The organism is Thermoactinomyces sp. FSL K6-2592, assembly GCF_038006465.1.
Classification (GTDB): Bacteria; Bacillota; Bacilli; order Thermoactinomycetales; family Thermoactinomycetaceae; genus Thermoactinomyces; species Thermoactinomyces vulgaris.
The window spans coordinates 1,901,154-1,916,352 of the sequence record NZ_JBBOVH010000001.1 but is presented as its reverse complement, the minus strand read 5'-3'; the positions used below and the strand labels follow the sequence as shown (position 1 = coordinate 1,916,352).

At 46.9% G+C, this 15,199-nt stretch carries 19 protein-coding genes and 2 pseudogenes; 14 read left to right on the top strand and 7 right to left on the bottom strand.

All coding sequences use genetic code 11. The features are described from left to right. Positions 1 to 77: 77 nt before the first annotated feature. The 8 genes and pseudogenes from NYE37_RS10000 to NYE37_RS09970 all read left to right on the top strand — a co-directional run bounded on the left by NYE37_RS10000 (position 78) and on the right by NYE37_RS09970 (position 4,219). A complete protein-coding gene (locus tag NYE37_RS10000) occupies positions 78 to 209 on the top strand; it encodes a hypothetical protein (protein ID WP_255347150.1) in 132 nt (43 codons plus the stop codon). After that, positions 210 to 1,136 (top strand): Imm6 family immunity protein, encoded by a 927-nt coding sequence (locus NYE37_RS09995; protein WP_062842931.1) that lies wholly within the window; start codon positions 210 to 212, stop codon positions 1,134 to 1,136. A 147-nt stretch (positions 1,137 to 1,283) separates the two neighbouring features. Continuing rightward, on the top strand, positions 1,284 to 1,529 hold the full coding sequence (locus NYE37_RS14010; RefSeq protein WP_445330300.1) for an SMI1/KNR4 family protein: 246 nt from the start codon (positions 1,284 to 1,286) through the stop codon (positions 1,527 to 1,529). Positions 1,530 to 1,623: 94 nt separating this feature from the next. Continuing rightward, positions 1,624 to 1,782: a hypothetical protein gene (locus NYE37_RS09990; RefSeq protein ID WP_340711961.1), complete on the top strand. Its 159-nt coding sequence runs from the start codon at positions 1,624 to 1,626 to the stop codon at positions 1,780 to 1,782. Between the two features lie 146 nt (positions 1,783 to 1,928). Further along, positions 1,929 to 2,453 carry an Imm6 family immunity protein gene (locus NYE37_RS09985; protein WP_340711960.1) on the top strand — a complete coding sequence of 175 codons (525 nt, stop codon included), beginning with the start codon at positions 1,929 to 1,931 and terminating at the stop codon, positions 2,451 to 2,453. A gap of 59 nt (positions 2,454 to 2,512) precedes the next feature. After that, positions 2,513 to 3,037 (top strand): annotated as a pseudogene (locus NYE37_RS09980) (Imm6 family immunity protein). Between the two features lie 240 nt (positions 3,038 to 3,277). Then, positions 3,278 to 3,925 (top strand): DUF4272 domain-containing protein, encoded by a 648-nt coding sequence (locus NYE37_RS09975; protein ID WP_198050579.1) that lies wholly within the window; start codon positions 3,278 to 3,280, stop codon positions 3,923 to 3,925. Between the two features lie 93 nt (positions 3,926 to 4,018). Next, entirely contained in the window at positions 4,019 to 4,219 is a 201-nt protein-coding gene (locus tag NYE37_RS09970; RefSeq protein ID WP_198050580.1) for a glycine zipper family protein, read from the top strand. A gap of 64 nt (positions 4,220 to 4,283) precedes the next feature. Here NYE37_RS09970 and NYE37_RS09965 read toward each other — a convergent pair whose 3' ends face one another. After that, the gene (locus NYE37_RS09965) at positions 4,284 to 4,952 is read right to left on the bottom strand and encodes an SOS response-associated peptidase (protein ID WP_037993594.1); all 669 of its coding nucleotides are present in this window, start codon (positions 4,950 to 4,952) and stop codon (positions 4,284 to 4,286) included. Positions 4,953 to 5,147: 195 nt separating this feature from the next. Between NYE37_RS09965 and NYE37_RS09960 the strand changes: the two genes are divergently transcribed. Further along, positions 5,148 to 5,966: a class I SAM-dependent methyltransferase gene (locus NYE37_RS09960; RefSeq protein ID WP_340711959.1), complete on the top strand. Its 819-nt coding sequence runs from the start codon at positions 5,148 to 5,150 to the stop codon at positions 5,964 to 5,966. A 41-nt stretch (positions 5,967 to 6,007) separates the two neighbouring features. Here NYE37_RS09960 and NYE37_RS09955 read toward each other — a convergent pair whose 3' ends face one another. Next, positions 6,008 to 6,577, bottom strand: coding sequence for a dihydrofolate reductase family protein (locus NYE37_RS09955; RefSeq protein WP_037993593.1), 570 nt, complete (start codon positions 6,575 to 6,577; stop codon positions 6,008 to 6,010). A gap of 298 nt (positions 6,578 to 6,875) precedes the next feature. Here NYE37_RS09955 and NYE37_RS09950 point away from each other — a divergent pair, with 298 nt between their 5' ends. Both NYE37_RS09950 and NYE37_RS09945 read left to right on the top strand, forming a co-directional pair. Then, complete coding sequence (locus tag NYE37_RS09950; RefSeq protein ID WP_062842937.1) at positions 6,876 to 7,376, top strand: snapalysin family zinc-dependent metalloprotease; 501 nt, start codon at positions 6,876 to 6,878, stop codon at positions 7,374 to 7,376. Position 7,377: 1 nt separating this feature from the next. Continuing rightward, entirely contained in the window at positions 7,378 to 7,950 is a 573-nt protein-coding gene (locus NYE37_RS09945) for a hypothetical protein (RefSeq protein WP_037993590.1), read from the top strand. Positions 7,951 to 8,022: 72 nt separating this feature from the next. Here NYE37_RS09945 and NYE37_RS09940 read toward each other — a convergent pair whose 3' ends face one another. After that, positions 8,023 to 8,268, bottom strand: coding sequence for a hypothetical protein (locus NYE37_RS09940; protein WP_037993588.1), 246 nt, complete (start codon positions 8,266 to 8,268; stop codon positions 8,023 to 8,025). A gap of 193 nt (positions 8,269 to 8,461) precedes the next feature. Between NYE37_RS09940 and NYE37_RS09935 the strand changes: the two genes are divergently transcribed. From NYE37_RS09935 to NYE37_RS09925, 3 genes and pseudogenes are all read left to right on the top strand, one after another. Further along, on the top strand, positions 8,462 to 9,148 hold the full coding sequence (locus NYE37_RS09935; RefSeq protein WP_340711958.1) for a response regulator transcription factor: 687 nt from the start codon (positions 8,462 to 8,464) through the stop codon (positions 9,146 to 9,148). Positions 9,149 to 9,151: 3 nt separating this feature from the next. Then, complete coding sequence (locus NYE37_RS09930; RefSeq protein WP_340711957.1) at positions 9,152 to 10,477, top strand: sensor histidine kinase; 1,326 nt, start codon at positions 9,152 to 9,154, stop codon at positions 10,475 to 10,477. A 92-nt stretch (positions 10,478 to 10,569) separates the two neighbouring features. Beyond that, positions 10,570 to 10,771: pseudogene (locus NYE37_RS09925) on the top strand (hemerythrin domain-containing protein); the annotation flags it as partial. 50 nt (positions 10,772 to 10,821) lie between these two features. On the opposite strand, the gene NYE37_RS09920 reads toward NYE37_RS09925, so the two are convergent. The 4 genes from NYE37_RS09920 to ssuD form a co-directional block, all read right to left on the bottom strand. After that, entirely contained in the window at positions 10,822 to 12,255 is a 1,434-nt protein-coding gene (locus NYE37_RS09920; protein WP_138615049.1) for an MATE family efflux transporter, read from the bottom strand. Between the two features lie 179 nt (positions 12,256 to 12,434). Further along, the gene (locus NYE37_RS09915; RefSeq protein ID WP_082240571.1) at positions 12,435 to 13,277 is read right to left on the bottom strand and encodes an ATP-binding cassette domain-containing protein; all 843 of its coding nucleotides are present in this window, start codon (positions 13,275 to 13,277) and stop codon (positions 12,435 to 12,437) included. A 4-nt stretch (positions 13,278 to 13,281) separates the two neighbouring features. Then, a complete protein-coding gene (locus NYE37_RS09910; RefSeq protein ID WP_340711956.1) occupies positions 13,282 to 14,055 on the bottom strand; it encodes an ABC transporter permease subunit in 774 nt (257 codons plus the stop codon). Beyond that, positions 14,052 to 15,197: an FMNH2-dependent alkanesulfonate monooxygenase gene (gene ssuD, locus NYE37_RS09905; protein WP_340711955.1), complete on the bottom strand. Its 1,146-nt coding sequence runs from the start codon at positions 15,195 to 15,197 to the stop codon at positions 14,052 to 14,054. The genes NYE37_RS09910 and ssuD overlap by 4 nt, the downstream gene beginning before the upstream one ends. Positions 15,198 to 15,199: the final 2 nt, after the last annotated feature.

The following is a 15,199-nucleotide window of genomic DNA, read 5'->3' as shown; positions in this document are numbered from 1 at the left end:
GGGGTAACATGTTTCAATGGGTTATCTAATGATGCGGTGAAATCATTGATCTCATATCTTGAAAGGTGATCAGAGCAATGAGCGACTTTTCTTTTTTGAAAAAATATGTCCTTCCATCCGAAAAGGTTCAAGCACCACCAGAGTATAAACATAAATTTTATCCTCTTGATATAAGTGAAGTGGAAGAAGCGGAAAAAAGACTCAATTGAATGTTCCCAAAAGAGTTAAGGGAATTTTATTTGCAGATTGGTTACGGCTTTATGTGGACAATCAAAGATCGGATGTCCATCAATCGGATTATGGATCCGGGTTCCGTGGCGGATCTGCTTTTGGGTATAAATGTCTATGAAGATTATTATCTGTCAGATGAATTCGCAGAGGAATCACACTTATTTCCTTTTTTTGAGGTTGGCGATGATATCATGATTTCCTTGGATTTGAGTCTGGAAACAGATAACAGAAATCACTCCGTAGATTATACAGGTCTGAAGGTTGCAAATTCATTGGAAGAGTTTTTAAGAAAGTTAGATGCCGAACAAGATTATTATGTACGATTTACTTATAAGAGGTTGAGGATTAATTCTATTCCGTTATTTATGGAGCGCGGGATTTTTGAGGAATTACTTGGAGGAAGATTTATGCAATGGTATATGAATATTAATAGTGAGGCTGGAGTGGCATATTTACTCTGTTTAACTGAAAAAATCATTAATCAGGTAGCTGAAGGGAAAAAAGATGTAAGAAAGGCAATCAGCATGTGCTGGGGATGGGTGGAAGAAAAAAAGCATCATGCCGATGATATTTATGAAGTTTTTGTAAATGATGAAGCTCAGGGAGTCGCCATGTATTATGAGTTTGCAGAAGATCCTCAGCAAGAGGTGATTTGGTTATGTTTTAATTATGCGATGGAATATACGATTTGGCAGGCTTATGAATATGAAAATGCGATAGCTGTTCCACAACCAATTGAAACCGTTGATGATGAAATAATTGATGAATTTACAAAAGAGATAGCAAAAGTAGATGGATATCAAGAAGAATGGGCTGAGCGTTTAAAGGAATACCTGCTGAAACATTATCCGCCAGACAGTGACAAGAAGATTAAAAGAGAAGAGTTGTTGAACATAATTTCATAAAAAGTTGTTTGGATGTCCGTTTCCGGTGAGACAGGAGCGGGCTTTGGTTTTGTTAAAGATGACAGCAGGGGTACCATGTTTTTATGGGTTATATAATGATGCGGTGAAATCATGATTGATCTCATATTTTGAAAGGTGATCAGAACAATGTGTGATTTCTCTTTTTTGAAAAAATATGTCCTTCCATCCGAAAAGGTTCAAGCACCACCAGAGTATAAACATAAATTTTATCCTCTTGATAGAAGTGAAGTTGAAGAAGCAGAAAAAAAACTGAATCGAACATTTCCAAAAGAGTTACGGGAATTTTACTCGCAGATTGGATATGGCTTTATGTGCTTTCATCAGAAGACTTTTGATAACCTGATTATGGGTCCCCATTCATCGCAGATTTGATCTTGGGTGAAGATATTTGGGAAGATTACTTTTTGGTTGAGGAAATTGCAGAGGATCCACATTTGTTCCCGTTTTTTTCTTGGGTAATGATGACTTGATTTTTTTTGATTTGAGTCAAGAGACTAGAGAAGGAATCCATCCGATTGACTGTGCAGGGGTGATCATTGCGGAATCCCTTGAAGACTTTTTACGAAAGCTGGATGCCAAAGAAAATTATTATATCAATGTTGTTAAAGATGAATGCGGCTTTTAAAAGATTTTTCCCCACTATAAATAATATGGCGAGGTCTTTATTGAAGGGGAAACTTGACGATACATTGAGATGGGAAGGGAACGGAAGAATATGAAATACTCAGGATTCGGAAAAAATTTACATAAAGAAAATGGGAAATGGTTCAGATGAAGGAGCAACCCGGTATGTTCACCAAAGTAACTCAATTGCGTTCTGATGCTCAAGTCGCTTATTTACTGACCTTATCAGAAACAATTATCCAAAAGCTGTCTGGTTCTGACGGGTATGAAAAAGCTTCGGAAGCTTTAAAAGCATGTTGGGATTGGGTGGAGACCAAAAGGGTTTCAGGAGATTGTCTCTATGAATTTTTGGATAACATTGATGAAACCGGGCTTTTTATCTTGATGCAGTTAGAAAAAGATGCTGTAAAGCAGAGGGTTTGGATTTGTGTGGTCAGTGCGATTTCATATACGACTTGGAAAGTTTATCAGGAGCGCGGTGAAAAATATCTTCCGGCACCTATAGAAGAAGTTGACGAAGATTTCATTTTGTATTTTATTGAGCAATTTCATTCCATCGGAGCCCGGTATAAAGAGATCTCAGAGAAACTCCTTCAGTTTTTAATGGTGAATCACAAGGTGGTTCATCGAGAAAGCATGATATCTGTCATAAAAAACAAAAAGCTCAATTGACCGCAGAAAAGTTGATGGCAAATCCGGTTTGCTGATCTGCATTTGAGGAGGCAACAGGGATGAAGTGGTATAAGAAAGTAAAAATGGATGCGAAAGCGGCTTATTATTTAGCACTGTCAGAAAAAATATTGAATAACTTAACTCCTTATAATGATTGGTATCAGATTGTGAAAGAGACGATGGATCTGTGTTGGATGTGGGTCGAGGAAAAAAAGGTGAGTGGATGTGATCTTTATATGGAAGTGGATGATGAAGATGAAGGGTTATTTGTTATCGGGATAATATAAACAGATCCATTTCAGGGAGATTTACAGGCAGAGTCAGCTTTTTGGTGTGTTTTTGATGCAGTATGTTACACGATATGGTCAGGGTTTAAATTTGATAAGATGGAAAATGAACTTCCTCAACCGATTGAAAGTATAAATGATGAGATGATTGATCACCGGTTTATGGAAGAAATAAGAAAAGTAAACGGCTACCAAGAAGAATGGGCTGAGCGATTAAAAAAATACCTGCTTAAAAATTATCCGCCAGGCAGTGACAAGAAGATCCAAAGAGAAGAATTATTGAATTTGATTGCGTAAAAAGGATTCAATGAGATATTTGCTGTATTATTTTTTGTCTTGTTTAAAGAAACCCGCTTTGGTTGACAGGAGCGGGCTGTTTTCTTGGGTTTCTATCGATTGATGTATTTCCGCCATGGTGAGGATGATGTATTAATTGATATGTCTTTGTTATTCAAGGATAATGAAATCAATAGAAAATAAAATGTTTTTGGTTAAAATGGCACAGGTGAATTTTTAGAACATAAGAGGTGTTGGCCGATGGCGGAGATGCAGAAACAAGTCGTGATGGATCCCGGCGGGGAGCGTGTGGTGATGATCTTCGGTTTTCCGGTTGAGCCGAAGAGAAGGGAAGTGAGCGTGCGTCCGGCGGAGGATGTGGCCTGGCGGGCTTTGGCGCTCCATTTGTTGCAGGGGGTGATTTTTCATCCTGCGCCGGAAGAGGTGGTGAAATGGGCACACGAAGAGGGGTTGTGGGAACATTTGAGCCAGCAGGAGAAAGAGATTTTCCGGATTCCGGTTTCAGGTCTCTCCCCGGAAGAAATCCGGTGGAAGCAACAAGCCCTGCAATCGCATCTTTTGACGTGGCGTATCGAAGGTTTGCTTGCGATGTTATGGAGCCTCGATTTGGTTGAATCCCTGGAACCGCCGGTCGACCGGTGTGACGGCACCGTGATGCAGGATGTGTTGCCGATGCCGGGAGATTCCCTGGAAGCCTTTATCAGGAAAGCCCGTTTGCGCCCGGTGGAAGAGATTGTACAAATGCTGGAGCGGCATTTGCAAATTTACCACCAACAGGCCGAAGCTTATGAAAAAGGAGAAACGCTTCCATTTGACCTGTTGGTCGCTTATGAACGCATCCATGCGTGGAATTGGGTTTGCGGATGGGTGGATGAATGGGATGATTAAGGGTATGGATGCTTATATGGTTCAAGTTCTTATTTTTCGGGTATATACATAGCGGTATGATGGTTTGGTATATTTTCCATTGGAGGTAACAACATGACCAAAGATCAAAAGGACCAAGAGAACAAAATGGGAAAGTCAATGGGTTTCGGCATGGCGATTGGCGTTGCCATCGGCGTCGGCATTGGGTTGGCCATGGATAACCTGGGGCTTTGGATGGCGATCGGGGTTGCCATTGGCGCCGGCTTGGGCGGAGCCGGTTATGCATTCAGCAACGACAAAGAAGAGAAAGAATAATGTTTGCTTGCAAAGCGAACGAAAACCAGGGAAACCATCCCTGGTTTTTTATGTTTGCTGGGGCTTATCCCTGAACAGCCGGTTCGATGAGGGACGGATCATCGTTTTTGGGGGAGTTGACCCGTTGTGACACGGGATAGGATTCCATTTGTTCTTCCGGATAAGGTTCAAGCAGTGACTGCAAAACAACGGGGTTGTTCATTTCCGGATCCAGCCAGGTTTCGTAGTCGTCTTCCCTCAGGATGACTGGCATCCGGTTGTGCACCTCTTTGACGAGGGCATTGGGCCGGGTGGTGATAATGGTGCAGGTATACAAAAAGTCTGTTCCTTGTTTCCATTGGTCCCACAGCCCGGCAAAAGCAAACGGTTCCCCGCCCTTGATTTGAAACCGGTAAGGCTGTTTGGTTTTTCCGCTTCTTTTCCATTCATAAAAGCCGTCCGCCGGGATCAAGCAGCGTTGTTTGCGGAAAGGATGCTTGTAAGCAGGCCTTTCGTCCAAGGTTTCCGCGCGGGCATTGATCATTTTGTAGCCGATTTTGGGATCCTTGGCCCAAAAGGGAACCAGCCCCCATCGCATGGGTTGTCCGACACGGCGGTTTCCCTGTCGGGTCACTGTGAGGACGGGTTGGCTGGGAGCAATGTTGTATCGCGGGTTCCACTCATCGGGAAACGTGAACCCGAATTTTTCTTGTAAAAGGTTGAAATCCATGGCCAGCGAAAAGCGTCCGCACATAAGATCACACCATCCCAAGCGGGAGTTTTTCTTTTTCCCCATCATAGAGAAAGCGGGTCTTCGGGTCAACCCGGACGGAGGAATCCCGGGAAGACAAGTGTGATGGATTTAACGGAAGGGCACAATCCATTTAATTAAGATAAAGGCAAAGGACACCTCCTGATCAAGGTTCAGGAAATAAAACGAGGTGAAAAAATGCCGGCACCAACAGCAAAATTGCCCGGGCATCTGTTTCTGGCAAGTCTGGGGAAAACGGTTCTCCGGCCCGGGGGAAGAAAAGGAACGCAGAAAATCATTGATCATCTGCAACCGAATGAACATTCCTGTCTTTTGGAAGTCGCGGGAAACATGGGGACCACGGCGGTGCATCTGGCCAAAACATACGGTTGCCGCATTGTGTGCGTGGACCTGCATCAAGACAGTTTGAAAAAGGCGGAAAAGAATATCAAACAGGCGGGGGTGGAGCATTTAATCACCCTGCAAAGGGCCGATGCCAGAGATTTGCCGTTTGCGGATGAAACGTTTGATGGTGTGATCAATGAGGCCATGCTGACAATGCTGCCTGATCAGGATAAAATCAAAGCTTTGAATGAGTATTACCGGGTTTTGAAAAAAGGCGGCAAACTGGGAACCCACGATTTGTTGATCAAACGGCAGCCGACCGAAGAAATGTTGAAAATGGTGAAACATATCATGGATGTTCCCTTGCCGGACAACCCGGTTGTGGTCAAGCTGTTGCATCATGCATTGAATTTGATCGTCAGACCATTGGACCGGAAAAAATGGGAGGGCATCTATGCCCAAACCCCCTTTTCCAAGGTGGAATTCAAAGAAGGGGAGATGACCCTGTTAACCCTGGATGGTCTCCTGTATGACGAGGGGTGGGACCGAACCATTGAGATTTTGCAAAATGCGGCGAAGTCCGGGGAGGCCAAAGAAAGGCTCTCTTTTATGATTAAATTGTTTAACCAAACCGAAACGTTCGGGCATATCACCATTCACGCGGAAAAATGACAAAACCCAATCCAAACCATACGCTTTTAAGCGTATGGTTTTTATTTGTCTTTTGGATGATAGATCAGTTGCACCACACCGGAAGAAAACGTCCGGGTTTGCACCAGTTTTAAATTCAGCCGCTTTTTCAAATCGGTAAATAACGGTTTTCCTTCTCCCAAAACAACAGGGTGAACGGACAACCGGAATTCATCCACCAGCCCCAAATCGATGAACGAGGCGATGAGATCGGCGCCGCCATACAGCCAAATGTCTTTGCCGGGCTGGTTTTTGATTTTCATGACTTCTTTATAAAGAGGGCCATGGATGAACGTTGCTTGCGGGCCGGTTTTCGTCCGTGTCCGGGAGAAGACAACTTTCTTTTTGCGTTGAATCTGTTGCCAAATTTCTTTTTCCATCTCCGGTGCTTCGGCGTGCGGGCGGTATTGTTCCCATATTTCATAACTTTTTCTGCCAAACAGAATCGTGTCGATTTGATTCAGGAAGGAAATGAAGTCCATATCCGGTTCCATGATGCACCAATCAATTTCTCCATTTTTCCCTTCAATAAAACCATCCAACGTCACGGCCAAATCCAAAAGGATTCTTCTAGGGTTGGTGTGATCGGACATCCTTGTTCTCCCTTTCTGCCAAGATTTGATTGGAATACATGTATGATACATGAAGAGCCGTCGGAGTCAAGACGATGTTTATTGGTGGACGGACTGTTTAAAGGAAAATGGGGAGCGTTTGCGGAAGATCATGAAATGGAGCTATAGGAAGAAAAATGAACCATGAGCCGGAAACAGCCGGATTTTGAACAGGAAAAGGAACACATCATTGAAGGTGGATATATTTTTATTTATATTTAGAATATTTTTATGATAAAATCACATTAGATCATCGATGGACAAGCAGGAGGTTCATGGATTGAAAAAAATCACCTTTCTTTTGCTTCTGGCTTTGGCGGTGTTTTTCGGCTTGTTTCCGAGCGGATATGCAGCTCATTACATTGACTCGGATTCGGTGAAAAATGGAGCGATTCGATATAAAAATTCTTCCCGGTATCTGAAGGCGGTCGACCATGCGGATTATGCCTGGAACCAGCTGACGACGATATCCATTTATCCGGCAAGTTCACCGGATTTGATCTTTTACGATGCCAATTACTCCACGGCAAGCTGGGACGGGCTGTACACGCCGAAATCCGGAGCGGATACCATTCATTTGAATATCTATTACATGGACAAGTATACGACACCCGTTCAAGCCCGCGTGGCCGCCCATGAAATGGGGCATGCTCTGGGTTTGGGGGATCATGAAGAATACAGCTACCGGAAAATCTTAATGTATAAATGTTCCACCTGTAACCCCTATAACACACCGACTCACCATGACCGGCAAGATTATTATGCCAAATGGAGGGACTAAGATGAAAAAGCGCTATGTCTTCGTGGCGGCGTCACTGCTGTTTCTTTTCACCGGTGTGATCGTCGCGTATCAACATTTTTCCAAACAGGAGCCCGAAGTGATCAATGCGGCCGCTTCTTATGTGACGGATATCGATGACCCGCGAAAGCTTTCCGGGTTTACCAGCGATATTTTCATCGGCAAGGTGGTTGAAAAATCCGGGAGCAACCCAACGGGCGCCATTCCTGAAACCCGGTTTGACGTGCAAGTGATCGAAACCCTCAAAGGAAAAGCGGTGGGCCAAGTAACGGTGAACCAACAAGCCGGATATGATGAGAACGGGGATTTCTTTACTATTGACGGGGACCGGATGTTGATCCCCGGGAAAATCTACCTGTTTGCCACAGTTTACGATTCGGTTCACGATTGGTACACCCTTGTTCCCAATGCCGGGGATGTTCCCTTGACCGTCAAGGAAGAGGTTTCAGCCTCCGGTGACGGGGATATTGTCTTTGATGAATCATCACAAAAAGCCATTGAAGAGATGAAACGGGGCATTGAAAATGAAATTCCGTTTGAACCGGGGAACCGGTAGCATGGTTTCTCTGATGAGAAAAGGAGTCAGGGCAAGTTTCCTGACTCCTTTTTTGTTCTGCCGGCCGGTCGGTTATTTCCTCAGCAGTTCTTTCATTTTCAGGTATTCTTCTTCGCTGATTTCATGATTGATCAAGCGGAGTTTTAAAATTTCTTCGGCTTCCAGATGGATGCCGGTGGAATGAGAGCGGCAACCGGAACGGCGGTTCATGAACCGGAAGATCAAAATCGCCGCGATCAGCAGGCAGAAGAATGCAATGGGAAAAATGAAAAAAGGAAAAAAGGGAGCATGGGTTGCCGGGTGTACGGTTAAAAACATAAGATCACCTCTCTGATTGAAATGGTCAGATAAACTACCTTGCACGGGTATAAGATACATTTTTTTCATCACAAATAAATTTGTGAAAAAGTCACAGACCGGTCACGAATCCATCAGGAATTGCTTGTCTTTTCAAACGGGCAGAGTGGCTGTGTTAAGATGAAGTTGATTTTTGGATGCATGGAGGTTCGCCATGGACAGGAAAGAGACCATATTGGTAGTGGATGACGATAAAGAAATCGTGGAATTGATGCAGGATTTTCTGGAAGATGAGGGTTATCGGGTGGAAAAGGCTTTCGATGCGGGACAAGCGCTTAAACTGTTGAATCAGGTGCCGGTGGATTGCATCCTTTTGGATGTGATGATGCCCGGGCAGGACGGCTTTGAACTGTGCCGCGAAATCCGGAGAAACAATGATGTTCCCATTTTGTTTTTAAGCGCCCGCAACGGAGACATGGATAAAATCAGGGGGCTCGGGATTGGCGGGGACGATTACATTGTCAAGTCAGCCACGCCGGTGGAAGTGGTGGCCCGGGTCAAAGTGGTTCTTCGCCGTTACCGGAAACAAGCTTCCCCGCAAAAAGCGGTTCTCCGGTATGGCCCGCTCCGCTTGGATGTCCGGGCGCATGAGGTTTTCGTAAATGGCAAACCCGTTTCCCTGACGCCGAAAGAGTTTGACATTCTCCTCTTGTTTGCCGAACATCCCCGCCAAGTGTTCACCTACGATCAATTGCTTGAGAAATTTTGGGACGGGGTGGGGGACAAACATACGGTGGTTGTGCATATCAGCCGAATCCGTGAAAAAATCGAAGAAGATCCCAATCATCCCAAATGGATTGTCAATGTTTGGGGAGTCGGGTACCGTTTTGAAGGGGCATAAGCCATGAAAACATTGCGAATCCGCCAGTTTCTTTTTGCCGGTTTGTTGGCCATGGTGCTGTTGCCGAGATTGTTTTACATCCTCACGGGCTATGTGCTTGAGCCGGTCGTGACACATCAAACCGAGTCCAAAAGGGCTTTGGCTGACCAAATGATGCGGGACATCACGCAGCATGCGGATGAGTGGAAAGATCCCGGGTGGCAACAAGCCTTCCAAAAACAGTATGCATCTTCCGGGATTCCCGTTTTCATCACCGATCCGTCCGGCCAAAAAATCTTTCAAACGGGCCGTCCGCATCCCAACCCATGGAACAGCCGGCAAATGACCGTGATCGAAAACGGAGAAGTCCGGGGAGTGGTTCATCTGTATTTGAACAACCACCAGCAGGTATTTGCGGTTTTATCCGCTGTTTTTGGGGTCATTGCCACGATTTTTCTCATTGGATGGCTGATGGGGAAATATGTGCTGAAGCCCCTTTCGGGCATGAGTGCAGCTGCCAAACAAATTGCAAAAGGGAATTTGGATTTCCGGCTGCCTGCCTCCCGGTTGACGGAAGTGGCCGAGGTCCGGACGGCATTTGAGAAGATGGGGGACAGCCTCCGGGAGTCGCTGAACCGACAGGCAAAATTGGAAGAGGAACGCCGCTTTTTTATCTCCTCCATCGCCCATGACCTGCGCACGCCGCTGTTTGTTTTGCGGGGCAGTTTATGGAGGATGGAGCAAGGGTTGGTCCGGTCCCCGGAGAAAATGGAAAGGTATATCCATGTGTGCAGGCAAAAAGCCGAACAGCTGGAGCGGTTGATATCCGATCTGTTTGCTTATGCAAAGACGGAATTTCAGGAACCGTCGTCCGCGGTTCGGAGCGAGACGTTTGATTTTGGAGATTGGATGGAAGAAATCGTGGATCAATTCCGGCTGGTCGCACAAACCAAAAACATTGAGATTTGCGTGCAGCGGCAAACGGAAAAATGTTTGGTGCGGGGGGACAAACACTTACTGGAACGGGCCGTGCTCAATCTGATGGACAATGCGTTTTATTACACGCCTTCCGGGGGCGAAATCTGCGTGCAATGGCGCAAGGAAGGAAATCAAGTCGTTTTTGCGGTTGCCGATACCGGACCGGGGATTCCGGAGCAGGATTTGCCCCATGTCTTTGAGCCCTTCTACCGGGCGGAAAAATCAAGAAATCCCAAAACCGGGGGAACCGGCTTGGGACTGACGATTGCAAAACGGATCCTTCATGCCCACCAAGGGGATCTGTTTGCCGGAAATCAGCCTGGAAAAGGGGCTGTCTTTACCGGGCGGCTTCCGCTTCACGGATGTTCTTGAAAACAGCTTATGGTTTATCCGATGGAAACCATTCTTTCAATGACCCGTTTGGCCTTTTCGGAAATGTCCTTCGGCACGGTGATCACATGTTTGTTTTGGAATCGGAGTACAGTGAGGCCGGGGAGCTCCTCAAGAAAATGAGAGGTTACCAATGGGTACACACTGCCGGAAGGGGCGTGCCGGACATATGCACTGACCTTTCACATGCTTGAGAGGTTGGAAGCGGATTTGTTCGAGCACATTCATTTGGAAAACAACATTTTGTTCCCGCGTTTTAAAAGCGAAATGAAATAAAAACAAAGAGCCCGTGAATCTTGAATTCACGGGCTCTTCTTTGGCAGAAGTCATCCGTTGGCCGGTTCCGGCTGTTCGAAGAATTGTTGATGTCTTTTCCCTTTCCAATACTTCCGGTAGTAGATGTATTGTCCGAGGAGTGTGGCGAAATAGGAAACGGGATAAGCCATCCAGACCCCGTATAAGCCAAACAGCCGGGAGAAGACAAACGCACATGGAATTTCCACCAAAATGATGGTTGCGATAATGATGGTGGTGGGCCAGAAAACGGTGCCGCTGGAGCGCATCAATCCGGATAAAATCACCGCATGGCCGAGCACGGTGAACGCCCACAAGGTGAAGAACAGAGATTTTTGCGTGATGTCAATGGTGGACGGGTCCGTCAAGAACATGGACAGGATCGGGCGGCTGAACACATAGATGAGAATGGTCAAAAAGCCGCCGACCACATAGTTCAACCATACGGTGGTTTTGATTAATTCCGTCAGTTTTTCTTGAAGATTGGCCCCGATGAGTTGGGCGCCGAAGATTCCCACGGCGATCGACAAGCTCATGGACGGAATGTGCACATAGTTGATGACTTGGTTAATGACTCCGTAGGCAGCCGTGGCTTTTGCCCCGAAATGGTTGACAAACGTGACAATGGCCAATTCCGAAACGGAGATGACAACCATTTGGATACTGGTCGGCAACCCGATTTTTACCATCAATCGCAAAATTTGCGGGTTCAATTTCAGCATTTTCAATGTATCTCTGTCCAAGGCAAGCGGGTGTCGCACTTTGAACAAATAAAGGATCAACAGGATAAACGTCACCAGGCTGGCGATGATTTGAGCCAGCGCCGCTCCTTCCAACCCCATCTGCGGAACGCCCCATCCGAACAAAAACAGGGGGGTGAGCAAAATGGTCAGGGATGTGCTGACGATCAAAAAATAAAAGGGCGTTTTCGAATCGCCGGTTCCCCGCAACAAGGTGGTGTAAATCACATAAGGAAACAAAAAGGGCAATCCGAGAAAAAGAACATGCATGAATTTGGAAGAATCGTTTTTAATCTCCTCCGAGATTCCCATGAGGGAGAGCAATTGGTCCGAAAATAACCAACCAATGATTAAAGATATGACTCCCAAAATAAAACTAAAAGTGAGTGAAGTGCCGACAGTTTCTTTCATTTTCTCCGTGTTCCCGCTTCCGAAAGCTTGCCCGATGAGCACGGAGCTGGCACTTCCCAGGCCAATCACAAAGGAGATCAAAAAGAAGGTCAGCGGAAATACCGTACTGGCGGCTGCCAGAGCATTTTCGCCCAACTGTTTTCCGATCAGAACGGAGCTGACCGTTCCGCCTAAAGATTGCAATGCATTGCTAAAAATTAACGGGATCAAAAACGGGATCATCGTCTTCCAAATCGGTAAAGAAAAATCTATGGAATGCTCTTTTTTGGTTTCAGGGATTTTCTTGGCGGATATGGCTTGTTCTTGTTGAGACATGTTGATCCTCCTTTCTTTCAGGTCATTTTATGAAGGGATTCTCAAAAAACCCTTTAGCATCATAACATATTGTTAAAAGAAAATCTTTATGAAAATGATAATCTAATTTTATTTTTATTGTTAATAAAAGTAAATGATTGGCAAATAAAATATGCCAGACGCTGTGTCTGGCATATTTATTATAAGCGCGAAGGCTCGGGAAGCTTGTTTGCGGGATTCACAGGGGAGTGGGAAGATGCGGATGATTCGTTCCGGCAGGGTTGGGCAGTGTCCATGACTTCCTTCAGGATACGGCCCGTCAGGGAAGAGAAACGCGCATCGTCCCTTTGGCGGGGTCTGGGAAGAGTCACCGGAATGTCCGTTGCGACTTTGCCGTCTTTCAGCAAGATGACCCGGTCTGCCAGAGTCACCGCTTCTTCGACGTCGTGCGTCACCAACAGAGCAGTAAATTTTTGTTCTTGCCACAGTTCTTCAATCAATTTTTGCATTTCGATCCGGGTGAAAGCATCCAAAGCGCCCAAGGGTTCATCCAACAACAAAAGGCGGGGGCGGCTGACCAGGGCACGGGCCAGCGCCACCCGTTGCCGTTGTCCCCCGGAGAGAATACGGGGCCATTCATCTTTATACTGATCGAGTCCCACTTTTTCCAACATCAATTCGGTTTTTTCTTTTCGATGGCGCTTGTCCCGGATGCCGAGGGCAACATTTTGGAAAACTTTTTTCCAAGGCAACAGGCGGGATTCCTGAAACATCATGCGGGCCGCTGAATTGATTCCGGTCAGGAATTCTCCGTCTTGAATGATTTTTCCCCCGCTGGTTTTTTCGATTCCGGCAATCAATCGGAGCAATGTGCTTTTTCCGGTGCCGGAGCGGCCAACCACGGCGATGAATTCTCCCGGGGTGATTTGAAGGTTGATGTGATCCAGAATCAAACGGCCGTCGTATTGTTTTTGCAAGTCTTTCAAGTTGAGCCGGGTTCCGAAAGGTTGACGGTTCAGGTGAAACACCTCCTGCGATTGCATATGGTTATTGGGTTTCCCGCCACTTCAGGCAACGGTTCTCCAACATTTTCGCCAAAAGGTCTGCCGCTTTTCCGAGCAGAGCATAGAGCAGAATGCTTAACACCACGACATCCATTTGCATAAATTCCCGGGCATTCATGGCCATGTAGCCGATGCCGGAATCAAAGGAGATGGTTTCGGCCACGATCAGGGTCAGCCACATGATTCCCAGGGCATAGCGGAGCCCGATGAGGATGGAAGGCAACGCATTGGGCAAAAGAATGTGCCAGAAAAAATACCCGGGGGTGAGTTGATAGATTTTGCCCACTTCAATCAATCCGGGATCAATGTGGCGGATGCCGTGAAACGTGTTTAAATAGACGGGGAAGAAGACCCCGAGGGCAACCAGAAATAATTTGGATTCTTCCCCGATGCCAAACCACATGATGGCAAGCGGAATCAAAGCGAGATGAGGAATGTTGCGCAACATTTGCACCGTGGAATCCAGAAGCTTTTCAGCCACCCGGGAGATTCCGTTTAAAAATCCCAGCAGCAGCCCGATTCCGCCGCCGATACCCAATCCCAAAAGAGCGCGGACCGTGCTGTCGGCAATGTGCTGCAGCAATTCCCCGGACCGGGTTAAGCGGACAGCCGCTTCAATCACCGTGAGGGGTGCCGGCAAGGTCCGGTCGGAAATCCAGCCGATGCTGCTGAATAGTTGCCAGAGCACAATCAGCAGGGCCGGAACCAGCCAAGACAGGAGAAAATGAAATTTGCGTGCATAATGCCGGATGTTCATTTCACCCCTTCTTTCCTTTGCGGAAGATGATGATTGGCCACAATTTCCCCGAACGGGCTCACGGCGTGCGGCCGGGAGTAAAGAGAACCGGCCGGAAGGGACAGTTCCGGGAACAGCCATTCCGCAACCCGGTAGGCCTCTTCCAGATGGGGGTAGCCGGACAAAATAAAGGTTTCGATTCCCAAATCGGCGTATTCCCGGATCCTCTTGGCAACCGTTTGCGGGTCCCCGACCAGCGCTGTGCCGGCGCCGCCCCGGACCAGTCCGATTCCGGCCCACAAATTGGGGCTGATTTCCAAATTGGATTTTTTGCCATGATGAAGCCGGGTCATGCGTTGTTGGCCGACGGAATCATAGCGGGAAAAAATACGTTGGGCATTGCGGATGGTCTTTTCATCCAAATGGCGGATCATTTCTTCGGCCGCTTTCCACGCCTCTTTTTCGGTTTCGCGGATGATGACATGCAAGCGAATGCCAAACGTTACGGTTCTTCCTTGTTGAGCGGCAAGCTTGCGGACTTGCTCAATTTTGGAAGCAACTTGGGACGGGGGTTCTCCCCATGTGAGATAAACATCCGCGTGTTTTGCGGCCACTTGCATTCCCGCGGCAGAGGAGCCGCCGAAATACAAAGGCGGATGCGGATTTTGAACCGGGGGAAACAGCAGGCTTCCGCCTTTGATATGGAGATGGCGCCCGTGAAAATCCACTTTTTCCCCTTGCATGATCCGGCGAAAGACCGTTAAAAATTCGTCGGTCAATTCATAGCGGGTGTCATGGTCGAGATGAATGCCGTCCCCGGCCAGTTCCACCGGATCCCCCCCGGTGACGACATTTAAGAGCAACCGTCCGTTGGACAAACGGTCAAAAGTGGCGGCCATGCGCGCAGAAGCTGAAGGGGAAATGATGCCCGGACGAACCGCGACCAAAAATTTCATCCGTTTGGTGACAGACAGCAGAGAGGACGCCACAATCCATGCATCCTCACAGGATCGTCCGGTGGGGACGAGCGCCCCGCTGAATCCGAGATGATCCACGGCTTGAGCCACTTGGAGCAAATAAGGATACTCGGTGGCGCGCCCTCCGATCGATGTTCCCAAATAACGTCCGTCTCCATGGGTCGGGAGAAACCAAAAAAGTTTCATCA

Bases quoted from the DNA above. Each gene is read 5' to 3' on its own strand.
- NYE37_RS10000 (WP_255347150.1), top strand. From the start codon at position 78: ATGAGCGACTTTTCTTTTTTGAAAAAATATGTCCTTCCATCCGAAAAG.
- NYE37_RS09995 (WP_062842931.1), top strand. From the start codon at position 210: ATGTTCCCAAAAGAGTTAAGGGAATTTTATTTGCAGATTGGTTACGGC.
- NYE37_RS14010 (WP_445330300.1), top strand. From the start codon at position 1,284: ATGTGTGATTTCTCTTTTTTGAAAAAATATGTCCTTCCATCCGAAAAG.
- NYE37_RS09985 (WP_340711960.1), top strand. From the start codon at position 1,929: ATGAAGGAGCAACCCGGTATGTTCACCAAAGTAACTCAATTGCGTTCT.
- NYE37_RS09975 (WP_198050579.1), top strand. From the start codon at position 3,278: ATGGCGGAGATGCAGAAACAAGTCGTGATGGATCCCGGCGGGGAGCGT.
- NYE37_RS09970 (WP_198050580.1), top strand. From the start codon at position 4,019: ATGACCAAAGATCAAAAGGACCAAGAGAACAAAATGGGAAAGTCAATG.
- NYE37_RS09965 (WP_037993594.1), bottom strand. From the start codon at position 4,952: ATGTGCGGACGCTTTTCGCTGGCCATGGATTTCAACCTTTTACAAGAA.
- NYE37_RS09960 (WP_340711959.1), top strand. From the start codon at position 5,148: ATGCCGGCACCAACAGCAAAATTGCCCGGGCATCTGTTTCTGGCAAGT.
- NYE37_RS09955 (WP_037993593.1), bottom strand. From the start codon at position 6,577: ATGTCCGATCACACCAACCCTAGAAGAATCCTTTTGGATTTGGCCGTG.
- NYE37_RS09945 (WP_037993590.1), top strand. From the start codon at position 7,378: ATGAAAAAGCGCTATGTCTTCGTGGCGGCGTCACTGCTGTTTCTTTTC.
- NYE37_RS09940 (WP_037993588.1), bottom strand. From the start codon at position 8,268: ATGTTTTTAACCGTACACCCGGCAACCCATGCTCCCTTTTTTCCTTTT.
- NYE37_RS09935 (WP_340711958.1), top strand. From the start codon at position 8,462: ATGGACAGGAAAGAGACCATATTGGTAGTGGATGACGATAAAGAAATC.
- NYE37_RS09930 (WP_340711957.1), top strand. From the start codon at position 9,152: ATGAAAACATTGCGAATCCGCCAGTTTCTTTTTGCCGGTTTGTTGGCC.
- NYE37_RS09920 (WP_138615049.1), bottom strand. From the start codon at position 12,255: ATGTCTCAACAAGAACAAGCCATATCCGCCAAGAAAATCCCTGAAACC.
- NYE37_RS09915 (WP_082240571.1), bottom strand. From the start codon at position 13,277: ATGCAATCGCAGGAGGTGTTTCACCTGAACCGTCAACCTTTCGGAACC.
- NYE37_RS09910 (WP_340711956.1), bottom strand. From the start codon at position 14,055: ATGAACATCCGGCATTATGCACGCAAATTTCATTTTCTCCTGTCTTGG.
- ssuD (WP_340711955.1), bottom strand. From the start codon at position 15,197: ATGAAACTTTTTTGGTTTCTCCCGACCCATGGAGACGGACGTTATTTG.